Source organism: Providencia sp. PROV210, assembly GCF_028479445.1.
Lineage (GTDB): Bacteria > Pseudomonadota > Gammaproteobacteria > Enterobacterales > Enterobacteriaceae > Providencia > Providencia rustigianii.
Window position 1 is genome coordinate 197,524 of sequence record NZ_JAMPNQ010000016.1, and the last position, 13,434, is coordinate 210,957.

The 13,434-nt window shown below is 42.6% G+C and carries 11 protein-coding genes; 2 read left to right on the top strand and 9 right to left on the bottom strand.

Annotated elements, in window-relative coordinates:
• Positions 1-16 precede the first annotated feature (16 nt).
• Complete coding sequence (locus PR761_RS13855) at positions 17-1,246, bottom strand: FAD-dependent oxidoreductase (protein ID WP_126437344.1); 1,230 nt, start codon at positions 1,244-1,246, stop codon at positions 17-19.
• Positions 1,243-2,643, bottom strand: coding sequence for an NAD(P)/FAD-dependent oxidoreductase (locus PR761_RS13860; protein WP_006815123.1), 1,401 nt, complete (start codon positions 2,641-2,643; stop codon positions 1,243-1,245). The genes PR761_RS13855 and PR761_RS13860 overlap by 4 nt, the downstream gene beginning before the upstream one ends.
• Positions 2,644-2,885: 242 nt before the next feature.
• On the opposite strand from PR761_RS13860, the gene PR761_RS13865 reads away from it, so the two are divergent.
• Positions 2,886-4,325, top strand: a complete 1,440-nt coding sequence (locus PR761_RS13865) for an FGGY family carbohydrate kinase (RefSeq protein WP_006815124.1) — start codon at positions 2,886-2,888, stop codon at positions 4,323-4,325.
• A 34-nt stretch (positions 4,326-4,359) separates the two neighbouring features.
• On the top strand, positions 4,360-5,610 hold the full coding sequence (gene eutH / locus PR761_RS13870; protein ID WP_006815125.1) for an ethanolamine utilization protein EutH: 1,251 nt from the start codon (positions 4,360-4,362) through the stop codon (positions 5,608-5,610).
• A gap of 73 nt (positions 5,611-5,683) precedes the next feature.
• On the opposite strand, the gene PR761_RS13875 is transcribed toward eutH, so the two are convergent.
• From PR761_RS13875 to PR761_RS13905, 7 genes are all read right to left on the bottom strand, one after another.
• Positions 5,684-6,997 carry an inosine/guanosine kinase gene (locus tag PR761_RS13875; RefSeq protein ID WP_112837266.1) on the bottom strand — a complete coding sequence of 438 codons (1,314 nt, stop codon included), beginning with the start codon at positions 6,995-6,997 and terminating at the stop codon, positions 5,684-5,686.
• 107 nt (positions 6,998-7,104) lie between these two features.
• On the bottom strand, positions 7,105-8,232 hold the full coding sequence (wzz(fepE), locus tag PR761_RS13880; protein ID WP_112837267.1) for an LPS O-antigen length regulator Wzz(fepE): 1,128 nt from the start codon (positions 8,230-8,232) through the stop codon (positions 7,105-7,107).
• A 118-nt stretch (positions 8,233-8,350) separates the two neighbouring features.
• Positions 8,351-9,313 (bottom strand): ferrochelatase, encoded by a 963-nt coding sequence (hemH, locus tag PR761_RS13885; protein ID WP_006815128.1) that lies wholly within the window; start codon positions 9,311-9,313, stop codon positions 8,351-8,353.
• Positions 9,314-9,441: 128 nt separating this feature from the next.
• Positions 9,442-10,086 carry an adenylate kinase gene (adk, locus tag PR761_RS13890; RefSeq protein WP_006815129.1) on the bottom strand — a complete coding sequence of 215 codons (645 nt, stop codon included), beginning with the start codon at positions 10,084-10,086 and terminating at the stop codon, positions 9,442-9,444.
• A 192-nt stretch (positions 10,087-10,278) separates the two neighbouring features.
• The gene (gene htpG, locus PR761_RS13895; RefSeq protein ID WP_006815130.1) at positions 10,279-12,153 is read right to left on the bottom strand and encodes a molecular chaperone HtpG; all 1,875 of its coding nucleotides are present in this window, start codon (positions 12,151-12,153) and stop codon (positions 10,279-10,281) included.
• Positions 12,154-12,471: 318 nt separating this feature from the next.
• Positions 12,472-13,071 carry a recombination mediator RecR gene (recR, locus tag PR761_RS13900; protein ID WP_006815131.1) on the bottom strand — a complete coding sequence of 200 codons (600 nt, stop codon included), beginning with the start codon at positions 13,069-13,071 and terminating at the stop codon, positions 12,472-12,474.
• Positions 13,071-13,400 carry a YbaB/EbfC family nucleoid-associated protein gene (locus PR761_RS13905; RefSeq protein ID WP_006659291.1) on the bottom strand — a complete coding sequence of 110 codons (330 nt, stop codon included), beginning with the start codon at positions 13,398-13,400 and terminating at the stop codon, positions 13,071-13,073. The genes recR and PR761_RS13905 overlap by 1 nt, the downstream gene beginning before the upstream one ends.
• Positions 13,401-13,434: the final 34 nt, after the last annotated feature.

Sequence of the window (13,434 nt, forward strand, 5' to 3'; positions counted from 1 at the left end):
TTTAACATTTCCAGCACTATACAACAGTGACTGTAATTTCAGTAGCACTCGGCTGTATTTTTGTTAAATCGATATTTTTCAGCAAAATACGTCGCGTCGGTAAACAGCGGTGGCGTTTCTCATACAGGAGTGAATTTCCAGCCATAACTCGGATAGTCCCAGTCACCGCTGTGTTGACTTTAATGTTGAAATCAACATTTTTGCCAGAGATACTCGCCATATCAATACAAGCAGGAACCGTAAATCGGATAGGCTCGGCAAACTGTACTGGCAATTTACAAACTGACTGAGATATCTCTCTATGATGATTAGCCAGTAAATCATCTGCAATATATTGGCCAGTCCATAGCCCCTCCTGATAACACTGATCCCCCATATCCGCTGGGTGTAACATATTACCCGCAGCGTAATAACAGGCATCCGAACAGCGTCCCCATTGGTCGGTATTTGGTTTCCCCGTACTGGCTTCATATTCAAGATGACTTTTACGGATCAGCGTATTTTCACCAACAAATCCCCCCGTAAAAATTACAGAGTCACAGACTATTTTGTGGGATTTTCCTGCGGTTTCTACCATCACATACTCAACGCGGTCTAGCCCACCAATTTCAGTGATTTTACTCTTTAAATAAACGGGTGTTCCCATGGCTTTGGCAAATAACGTTGCAGGCTTGAACGAAAGAATTCGTTCACCACTTTCGATCATTGCTTGAGCTTTAACTCCCGCATTTTTTAACGTCCATAGAGCAGAGAAACTAACGAGCTCACTGCCCACAATCACTGGATTTAAACACGGCTTTTTACCCGTGAGATAAACGAATTGTTGGAGTGCCCCCGCCGTCAATATTCCTTGAGGTCTTAATCCTGAAACCAAGCGAGGATGACGAGGCGTTTCACGTACCCCTGTCGCAATTAAAATACGTTTTCCTCGCATTTCAACGACGCCCTCAGGCATGCTGACTGTCAATACACCATTAGGTTGCAATTGAGTCACTGTACTTCGAGTAAAAATCCTCGTATCACCTAAATCCTTGATGATTTTCTCTGCAAATTTATTGCCTTTCATTGGGCGTTTAAAGGCAAGTACGCCAAAGGTAGGATGCTGGCAATGGCGAGGAACACCCCCTGCATGAGCTTCACGCTCCAAAATAGCAATATTATGGATCCCACGACGACGTAGAGTTTGCGCGGCAGCTACTCCAGCAGGACCAGAACCAATAATGATCACATCATAATTAAAACTCATTTCACGGCCTCCACGGCTAATGTGTTGTCAAAGCGACCATTAATTATTTCAGCCACCTGACTGCTGCAATAAAAACCATTGCAACGCCCCATCATGACCCGGGTTCTACGGCGTAGAGCACCTAAACACTCAGGAGGAATATCAGAGTCAAATGCAGCTTCAATTTCTCGCTGAGTCACTAATTCACAGTGACAAACAATGCCGCCATTACTTTTACATTGATAGTCCCGTTTATCGTATTCAGATAACATTGGCATGGTTGGCCAAATTAGCTCTGTTGGTGGTGATAGTTCAAATAATGGCGTGAAATTTTCTTGATAAAGCTTTCCAAGGTGATTAGCAACACCCAGCGCTGCGGTTAAACCCGTCGAACGAATTCCCCCAGCACATATCCACTGTTTATCTGGATAATCATTAATTCGATAATGTTTTTCTTCTGTTGCAGGACGAAGACCCGCATACGTTGCCGTCACACTGTAATTATGTAACGAAGGAAGCATTCGTGAGCCTTGGTCAATTAAATCTTGAAGAACGTCTTCTTTTACTTCGGCTTTCCAACGGTCACTCTGCTCTTCTGCGGTTGGCCCCAGTAATAAGTTGCCAAAGATAGTTTTTGAGAGCAATACGCCTTTAGTGATGGCAGTTGGTACAGGTAAAATGATCGCATTAATATCCGCAGCTGCCGCTTTGTCATACACTAAAAATTGCCCTTTGCGCGGCTTAATTTCAAATGGAGATGGATGGCAGATAGATTCCACAATATCCCCATTAATTCCAGCACAGTTAATCACTAAACGGGCAGAAAATTCACCTTTAGATGTGACTAATTTCCAGATTCCCTCATTTAGCTCACCCGCGGTCACTTCGCAGTGAAACTGATATTCAGCCCCATGTTTTACGGCTTGAGTTAAATAAGCCAGCGGGGTACTCCATGGGTCAATGACCGCTTCTCCAGGAACTTCGACTGCGGCAAGCGCCCCCGATGCTAAATGAGGTTCCCGACGATAAAGTTCGTCTTTATCGATCATCCCCACATCTAGAACATGGTTTGTATGCGCCTGTTCTACAATACCGGGTAATTTGCTCCGCTGCTCGTCGTTCCAAGCAACGACGAGTGCCCCTGTTTTGAGTAATGGTAAATTCATTTTTTCTCTAATATCAATGAATTCCTGATACCCATCTTGCATACATTCAAGTTCTAAAGTCCCTGGTGTGGCATCAAAACCTGTATGTAACAGTGCGCTATTTGCCTTACTGGCTCCAGATAGAATATCGCCGCCACGTTCTAGTAGCAGCGTATTGGCCCCCATCAATGTGAATTTTCGTGTCACCGCACAGCCAATGACACCACCGCCAATGACAATGACATCCCAAATTTTTTTATTATTAATATTCATGGCTGAAATCCTTAATCTCAAACTTGAACACATAAAACCACATAATTCCCACAATCACAATAATTAAAACAACACAACTCACAGGAATAACTCAACAACCTCTCACATTGTTACTTTATTGTGACAGTTCTCACATTCATAGAAGTTATTGTGAGTTTTTTGTGGATTTTATTTCCGATTAAACGATAGTAAGCAAAAAAACAAACCAATTAACAACATTTATAACACTGGGGAATTCACCGATGCTCAATCAACGTTATGCCGCTATCGATCAGGGAACAACGGGAACCCGGGTCGTCGTCTTTGAAGAAGGGGGTCACTACCACTCTCCGATGAGTATTCCTCATAAACAGATCACACTGAACAGTGGTTGGGTGGAACATGATCCTGAAGAGATTCTGGCCAACATTATAAAGTGTCTAAATAGTTGTGAGGTTGTGGATGCGATTGGTATTTGTCACCAAGGGGAAAGTATTGTTGCATGGGATTCTGAAACTAAACATCCCCTGTATAACGCAATTGTTTGGCAAGATCTTCGCACAGAAAAAACGATTCAAAAACTTAAAGATGCGGGATTGGAATCCATTGTACAGGCTAAATCTGGGTTACCGTTAGACCCTTATTTTTCCGCCAGTAAGATGGGTTGGATCATTGATAACGTCGTTGGAGCAAAATCACTTGCAGATAAAAATCGTCTACGAATTGGCACTATGGATGCCTTTTTCCTAGACCGATTATGCGATGTGTTCGTCACTGATTATAACTCTGCATCACGCACCTCACTGCTGAATATCCATACCTTGGAATGGGATCCACAGCTGTGTGAAATTTTTGGTGTTCCTATTCACTGCTTACCACCACTGCGCGATAACATTGGTGATTTTGGTGCCATTAATCTCGATGGGCATCTCACGCCAGTCACCGCCATTATTGTTGATCAGTTTGCCGGAACCTTTGGTCATGGTTGCCGTAATCAAGGGGATGCCAAAATTACCTTTGGAACTGGGGCATTCTTGCAGGCACTAACAGGCAATGATATTCCCCAAACCCATGAATCAGGTTTACTGCCTACCCTATGCTGGAAATTCCCAGGGGAGGCACCAGTTTTTGGCTTGGATGGAGGAGTCTATAACGCAGCCTCAGCCGTCAATTGGGCTAGAAAAATTGGCCTATTTGATGACTTTGATGAATTAACCGATTTTCGTGATGAATCAGCCATTAAACGCGGTTTAGCCTTTGTTCCTGCGCTATCTGGTTTGGGTTGTCCATATTGGGATCGCAGTGCCGCAGGGCTGTGGGCGGGGCTTTCATTAGATACCGATAAGAAAGATATGATGCAATCGATATTAGAAGGGATTGCCGCTCGCTCTGCGGAAGTTATTTTTGCAATGGAGAAGATTTCCCCATTAGGACAATCCATTTCTGTGGATGGGGGGCTATCGTCAAATCAGTACTTTAAGCAGTTTTTAGCCAATTTATTACAAAAAAATATTGAAGCACCAGCAAATCGTGAAGTCACAGCTCTCGGGGCCGCCTTACTTGCTCGTAAAGGTTTAGGGATCACCCATGACATGGCAGTAAGACGCAATACCAGTATCACACGCCCTGATGGCACGAATATGCAGGGCGTAATGGAACAGTATCGCGACATTATTGCCCGTTCTCGCCAGCTCAGAAATTAATTTTCCAACAATAAAAAAGAAAGGAAACCCTACTATGGCCGAATTCGGAAACTACATTATCTACTTAATCATGTGCGGGGCCGTGATCGGTGCCGTTGCATCGATAGTGAGACCTGCCAGCGATCTCGGAAAAGAGTTTGTTAACGGTATTTTCTCTATCGGTCCTGTATTCCTTGCTCAAGCAGGGATCATGGCCGCAGTTCCTCTACTTTCACAGCTGATTTCGTATATTTTAGGTCCCGTTTTTAGCTCAGTGGGATCCGATGTATCTATTGCCGCGCTATCAATTATCGCCGTCGATATGGGCGGATATCAATTAGCTGATGCCTTAACCACCAACAGAGATATGTGGATCACTGCGATGTTGATCGGCTATACCTCTGGTGCCACCATTGTTTACCTGATCCCTGTCGGTTTAACCATGTTAAATCGTAAGGATCACAAATATCTCGCCTTAGGGGCAATGGCGGGATTGATTTCGATCCCGTTTGCGGTGTTAGCCTCTTTGCTGCTGATCACTTTCAACAATATTCCCGTGCGGGAGATTATCTCGACCAATTCCCCAACAACCCACCAGTTGACATTGGACTTCTTGACGATGCTTCAGTACCTAATGCCGCTGTTTGTCTTCTGTTTCTTACTAGCCGCAGGGTTAAAATATCGTCCAATGCTGATGGTAACTGGCTTTCTGATCTTCGGTAAGATCATGGATGCCTTTATTAAACTTGTTTTGGCATTTTCCATCGTTGAGCATTTTACCGGTTTCTTCAGTAAAGTTTTTGGAGCATGGGGCTTCGACCCATTATTTGCAGACCAAAATGAATTATTCCGAGCGATTGAAATTGCAGGTTATATCGGGATCATGCTCGCAGGTACTTTCCCTATCTGTTATCTGTTCCAGCGCTATTGTAAACCACTAGTAAACACGTTAAGTCGCCGCTTAAAGCTGAGCGATACCGGATCTTTAGGTTTTATTATGGTGTTGGCAAACATTATTGCAACGTACCACTTATTCAAAGATATGCGAGCAAGAGATAAAGTGTTATGTGTGGCATTTGGGGTTTGTGCACAAGCGACTATCGGTGACCACTTAGCCTTTACTGCTAACTTCCAACCAAGTCTCGTCTTGCCTATTTTATTAGGTAAATTAGTCGGTGGGTTCTTAGCGGTGTTTATTGCGATTAAGATTTCAGTGCCGCAAGCGATGCGTTATGAAGAGGAAGATGCTAAGGCCATTGACGCAGTTAAAGCCGAGAACCCAGCAGGTATTACCAAAGAAGCTTAATAACTTCAATGTGAAGTCACTGCAATACAAACAAAAACACCTCAACATTTATTGAGGTGTTTTTACTTTCAAGTTAACGATCCCAGTACGATTCTTCTAAGCTGTCTTCTTTTTCCGGTAACCCACGGGTTAAGCGCGGTGAGTGTTGAGAAAGCACTTGGTAGCTGACTCGGTTGGCATATTTACAAACCTGAGCTAACGAAGAGTAGGTCAAATATTGCCGCTCATGCTTACTGGAATTTGGCACATTCGAACGATGATACGAGTTTGCAGTAATATCATGCAATAAAGCTGATAACGCACCATCTCCAGCACCATTGGTGTTCATAATTTTCTCTGGCCCCCCCATATACGGTTCGATATGAGAGAATATGCGCAATGGTTGCTTGCAATCCTGCAAACGCATTGCTCGGCTAAATTCATAAAGATTGAATTCAGCGATGGCTCCCGGTAACAATGGATGCTGAGTTTTGCGCTTAGAGTCTTCTTCTGTAAATCCGGCCATATACAGCCCTGCTGGACCTGCGGTACAAAGAACAAGGTCAACCCAATCCAGCGCCATATTAGATGCTAATAGAGGATCGCTAAAGCCCGTCAGTTCAAGCGCTTCATCCTCATTCATTGCGACCACAGAAACGTGTTCAGCAAGGAAATCGCGCCAAAATTGAGGGTCTTGTGCAATCACAAACTTAGTACCCAGTGTTAATACCACCGGAACATTATGTTTTTTGGCATAATGGATAGCTTGCATTGTCGCTTCTGGCATCGTTTCACCGGGCTTGCAACGGACTAAGTAAGCAGTTAATACCAGTGCAGACGCACCTGCAATAATCTCTTCCGGAATACTGCTTGGATGTAAACGATTCATATGACCCGGACTTATTGCAAAAGTCCGCTCACCATTTTCAGTGATTAGCGTAAAACAGCGACCAATGGGACCGTCAACCCCTTGCAAATAATTTAAGTCCATGCGACTTGAAGTATGGCATAGATAACGGTAAGCATAGCTACCAATTTGAATGCTGTTGCACATGGTTCCCAATAATACCGAGCGGTCATCGGCTAATACTGAATAATTGTGTAGCGTATTACCGATGGTTCCCCCCGCAAATTCATGGGTAATAAGTGCTTTATCCGTTAGCTCTTTATAGAGTGCTTCTGCAACATCATCTTCAATAACCAGAGAATGGCCTTTGCTTAATTGATAGCGTTCAATAAACTCATCATCAATTTTTGCTTCAATGTCGACTAACGTTTGGTCGATACCAACGATATAGGATTTGCAGTTTTCATCATCTGTCATCATCTCTTTCATGGGTTTCAAGAGAGGATCTCTGAGACTAACAGGGAAATAGTGTTTTGATTTGCGTTGACCGGGGAATTTCATATTGGAAATATCAAAAAAGGAACATTTGCGTATTCTAGCACGATAAAATAAAACCAGCACCCTTCCATGAAAGGTGCTGGTTCATAATCAATAATTTGATAGATTGATTACTTATAGTGTCTATTTTGACCGTTATAGTTGCGGTACAGATCACGCCCTAATACAAAAGCACAACTTAAAATCAAGCCAAGAATAGCCCCTAATGCCACAATTAATGCCGACTTAGGAGAATCTTTTGCTATCGGTAAATCAGGTGTCAGGATAAATCTTACAGGCTGGAAATCTAATTCTTTAGTGGTTAACCCATTGAGATTACCAATATATCTTTGTGCGTTTTGTAATTTCTCACTAATTAACGCAAGGTCACGGTTTTTCAGCTCAATCGCCAGTTTTTCTTCTAATGCCTCAGAACCTAGTGCAATTGGGTAATCTGGGTCATCATTGATTGCCACTGCATCTCGCGCTATTGGGCGTGTAATTCCAGCGGCCTTTGCGATGGTAATCGCGCGTTTTAAACGTTCAATTTTAACATCGTAAGCAATTTGGATTTTAGCGGTATCATTCTTTAATGCTTCAACGCTATAAATCAACTGACGCGAAATGGCATTATCAATTTCCGTTTTAAAACGCTTACGTACTTGCGAAGCGGTATAACGAATATAGCCATTTAATAAATCCTGAGCTTCAATTGCTGTGGGAGCAGTAAAAGAGAGTACAATATCACTATCATCGCTGTCTTTTTCTTTTGCGTTGTACTTCAGCTTAATAGAGTCTGCAATAATCCGATTGACTAATCGCTGTTCCTCTTGGGTATCACTTTTATCCCCCAGTTTCGATAACAGGCTTTGATAATATTCAGTGCTTCTCACAAATGCTTCTTGATTCACTTTAGAGCGATATTGAGTTACAAACTCATTGTAGATACGCTGAGAACCGAGGTCGATATCAAAATCTAATGCGCTTAATTGAGCTGCAAATTCACTGACTTCTTTCGTTTCTTCTGAAGTAGGCGGAATGATGATTGCCTCACTTGTCCACTTTTGAGGTAATGTTTTAACCACCCCAATACTTAACGCAGTAATGACAACAGTAAAAATAATAATTAGATATTTATTTTTGAACAAAACAGCGACCAGCGCCATTAAGTCGATTTCATCATTTTTCTGTAGTTGAAAATCTGGATTTTGCTCTAGCTGATTTTTTAATTCAGGAGACAAGTTTGGTTTATCAGTCATATTTATTCCAAACAACAAGTTCTTTTAATTAAACATCAAGCCGTCAATTATAAACAAAAATTGGGCTTTGGATACATTCATTAGGCATCTTTATCAGATTAACTAAGAAATCATCTCGTTATAAGATATCTTTCAGAATTAACCGAATCATATTAATGCTGATATCGCTGTCATTCAGTGCAGGAATATAACGATATTGCTCACCACCATTGTGCAAGAAAAATTCTTTATTTTGCTCGCTAATTTCTTCTAATGTTTCTAAACAGTCCACAGAAAACCCTGGGCAAACCACTTGCACTGACTTAACTCCCTCTGACGGTAGCTTTTTCATCGTCTGATCAGTGTATGGGCTTAACCACGGTTCTCGACCAAATCGAGATTGGTAAGTCATTAACACTCGCTCACTTGGGAATTTCAGGGTCTGCTTTAATAATTCTGTGGTTTGCTCGCACTCTTTATCATAAATATCCCCTGAATCACAATAACGCTGCGGGATACCATGGAAAGAGAGGATCAACCTATCCGGTTCACCGTGTTCAGCAAAACTGGCCTCAATAGATTCCGCTAAGGCTTGAATATACGCAGGATGGGTGGCGTAACTACGGATAAACTGCACTGACGGGATAGTCCGTATAGGTTTAAAAGCACGAGTGATAGCTTCATAAACGGCGGCAGTCGTGGTGCAGGAATATTGAGGATACAAAGGTAAAACGACTAATTCTGTCACATTTTGTGCAATTAAGTTATCGATAGCACTCTTTATTGACGGCGAACCGTAAGTCATTCCCAGCTCAATCGGCGTATTAGGAAAAAATGCAGATAATTTTTCTTTCTGACGCTGAGAATAAACCAATAATGGAGAACCTTCATCCATCCAGATTGAATCATATAATTTTGCCACTTTTGATGCGCGGATCGGCAAAATCGCACCGTATAAAATAGGTTTCCAGATCAGCGGAGAAAGATCGATAACCCGTGGATCTGTCAAAAATTCGGCTAAATAGCGTTTCACTGCTGAGGCTGTTGGGGCATCGGGAGTTCCCAAATTTACCAATAGTATTCCATATTTTTTTTCTAACATCAGAACAGCTCCTAATTGATAATTATTCCCAACAATAACAGGTTTTAATAACTATTTTTGCTAACTTGTGGCACAAAAACAAAGGCAGCGGATAAGCGCTGCCTTGGTATATGAAACTCAAAAAGTTATTAACCTAAAATTTTTGCTAATTCAGCGCTAACTTCAGCAACTTTACGGGTACCATCTAATTTGAAGTATTGAGTGCTGCTGGTATTCGCTTCATTTTGATAATAAGCGATTAATGGTGCAGTCAATGAATGGTATTCAACTAAACGCTTACGAACAGTATCTTCTTGGTCGTCTTTACGGATAGTTAACTCTTCACCAGTCACGTCATCTTTGTTTTCAACTTTAGGTGGGTTGAAAGTAACGTGATAAACACGTCCAGAAGGCGCATGAACACGGCGACCAATGATACGTTCAACAATGATGTCATCTGGAACGTCAAATTCAAGAACATAATCAACGTTGATGCCCGCTTCTTTCATGGCATCAGCTTGAGGGATCGTACGTGGGAACCCATCCAACAAGAAGCCATTGCGGCAGTCATCTTGTTTGATGCGCTCTTTAACTAATGCGATAACTAATTCATCAGTTACTAATTTACCGTTATCCATCAGCTCTTTAGCTTGTATACCTAACTCGCTCCCTGATTTTACAGCGGCACGTAACATGTCACCGGTTGAAATCTGAGGGATCCCAAACTTCTCCATAATAAATTGAGCTTGAGTGCCCTTACCAGCGCCTGGAGCGCCAAGCAGAATGATACGCATTGCGTAAACCCCTTGCTATTTAGTTTTTTATAATTTGAAAAGAAAACGCTCTACCATACCATTAGCATGGCATCTTACTCAAGAAGACACGTAAACGTTTTCCCATTTATCTTTTTTCGCAAAAGAAAAAAACCACGCAAAAAAATGATATTTCGCGTGGTTTACGCTCGAAAACGAAAGTGAATCAGCGAATTATTTCAAAAGCAATTCGTTAACCTTTTTGATGAATAAGTTTGGATCTTCCAATGTGCCGCGCTCAGCGAATAAAGCTTGGTCTAATAACACATCAATCCAATCTGCAAACAACGCTTCCTGCTCCACTTCAGCGGCTTTTTTCACCAGTGGATGGTTTGGATTCAGCTCAAAGTTATATTTAACTTCAGGCGCTGCTTGCCCCGCAGCTGCGAATAATTTCGCCATCTGGGTGCTCATTTCATCGGCATCCGTGGTTACGATCGCAGGTGTATCCGTTAAACGATGTGTTAATTTTACATCCTTAACTCGCTCACCTAAGAACGTTTTCACACGCTCAACAAATGGCTCTAACTGCTTCTCAGCTTCTTCTTGCTCCGCTTTGTTCTCATCCGCTAATTTGTCTAAAGACTCATCCGCTTTGCTGACAGATTGGAACGGCTTACCATCAAATTCAGATAAGTAGTTCATCATCCACTCGTCAATGCGGTCGGATAATAGCAGAACTTCAATGCCTTTTTTGCGGAACAGCTCTAAGTGAGGGCTACTTTTCGCCGCCGCATAGCTGTCTGCAGTAATGTAGTAAATTTTATCCTGACCTTCGACCATGCGGCTCACATACTCTTCCAGTGATACATTTTGTACACTGCTGTCGTTATGAGTCGACGCAAAGCGTAGAAGTTTAGCAATGGCTTCACCATTACTCATATCTTCCGCTGGGCCTTCTTTCATGACTAAACCGAATTGCTGCCAGAAAGTTTGGTATTTTTCAGCGTCATTTTTCGCTAATTTTTCAAGCGTTTGCAGAACACGTTTAGTTAATGCACTGCGCAGATTACGCGTCAACGCGCTATCTTGTAAAATTTCGCGTGAAACGTTCAGTGGCAAATCATTAGAATCCAAGACACCACGAACGAAACGCAGATAGTTCGGCATAAATTGTTCAGCATCATCCATAATAAAGACGCGTTGAACGTACAGTTTTAAGCCGTGACGTTGGTCGCGGTTCCACAGATCAAATGGGGCTTTAGATGGAATATACAGCAAGCTAGTATACTCTTGTTTCCCCTCAACACGGTTATGTGCCCAAGTTAATGGATCTGCATAGTCGTGGGAAACATGTTTATAAAACTCTGCATATTCTTCATCTGAGATTTCAGATTTGCTACGCGTCCACAGTGCTTTGGCTTGGTTAATTTTCTCCCAAGTCACCGTACCGTCTTCTTCATTTTTCTCTTCGATTTCGACAGGCAGAGCAATGTGGTCAGAATATTTGCTGATGACTGAACGTAAACGCCAGTTATCTAAAAACTCTTTTTCATCATCGCGTAGATGCAGTGTGATTTCAGTACCTCGGTCGGCTTTTTCGATGTCAGCGATGGTGTATTCGCCTTCACCTTCAGACTCCCAAAATACCCCTTCACTTGCTGGGGCACCGGCAGCACGGCTACGCACAGTGACTTTATCAGCCACAATAAATGCAGAGTAAAAACCAACCCCAAATTGACCGATCATTTGGCTGTCTTTAACTTGATCACTGCCCAATGATTCTAAAAATGCTTTCGTACCCGATTTAGCGATAGTCCCTAAATTATCAATGACTTCATCACGGCTCATACCAATACCGTTATCACTGATGGTCAGAGTTCCTTTATCTTTATCTGCACTGATACGTACGCGTAATTCGCCATCATTTTCATACAATTCAGGCTTAGATAACGCACGGAAACGCAGTTTATCTGCCGCATCGGATGCGTTGGAGATCAACTCACGCAGAAAGATTTCTTTGTTTGAGTAAAGAGAGTGGATCATCAACTGTAGCAGTTGTTTGACTTCTGATTGAAACCCACGAGTTTCTTGTCCTTTCATACTCATTAATCGCCTCTATTTCATCAATCTAATAGTTAGTTTTGACTTATCGATGGAAACTAATCTGGGGACAAAAAAATAGAATTCAACCACTAACCACAAATTAGCCGCCAAATTAATATGAATGAAAGGAAATTACAGAAGACTACGATGTTTTTGTTTTTTTGCTTTTACCTTTAAAAGACCACTCCCACTATCATCCTCTAAATAATTTGTGCCGTAGCTAGGCGTCGAATGCATTAATCCCTGGGAGCATACAAAAGTATGTGACTAGGGTTGATGCATGAAGACAACAACGCTACGGCGCAAAGTATGACGAGGACTTTAGAGCCGTTGGCGCCCCGCCAACGAGTGAGAAAGTGTAGTTCCGTCAACCATCTCCAACTCCCCGCCGACAGGCACCCCATGGGCAATCCTACTCGCCACAACCCCATACTGCGCACACATCTGCCCAATATAGTTTGCGGTCGCTTCCCCTTCGACTGTCGGGTTAGTCGCCAAAATGACTTCCGTAATGGTTTCAGATGACAATCTTTCTTCCAGCCTATCCAACCCAATATCCATTGGACCAATACCATCTAATGGCGATAAATGCCCCATGAGAACAAAATATCGACCTGAAAATTGACCAGTTTGTTCTATTGCATAGATATCGGCAGGGCTTTCTACGACACAGATCAGCCCATTTTGCTGGCGACGAGGGTTATCGCAGATATTGCAAATATCTTGTTCTGTGAATGTCCGACAATCGCTGCAATGCCCGATTTCGGACATTGCACGAGTCAGCGACTGAGCCAAACGCATTCCGCCACTGCGGTCGCGTTGTAAAAGATGAAAAGCCATTCGCTGCGCTGACTTGGGTCCCACACCGGGGAGGCAGCGCAGAGCTTCCATTAATGATTCAAGAAGCGGACTCGTTTGCATTAGAATGGCATCTTAAAGCCTGGTGGTAACTGCATACCGCTTGATACGCTAGCCATTTTTTCTTTTTGAGTCTCTTCAATGCGACGTGCTGCATCGTTGAATGCCGCAGCAATCAAGTCTTCCAGCATATCTTTATCATCTTCTAACAGGCTAGGGTCGATTTCAACACGACGGCAGTTATGTGAACCATTAATAGTCACTTTCACTAAACCTGCTCCAGATTCACCTGTAGCTTCGAGTTGAGCGATTTCTTCCTGAACTTTTTGCATTTTATCTTGCATTTGCTGGGCCTGTTTCATCAGGTTACCCAATCCACCTTTACCAAACATATTTTTCTCTCACAACTGAGGCTACAGCTTAATT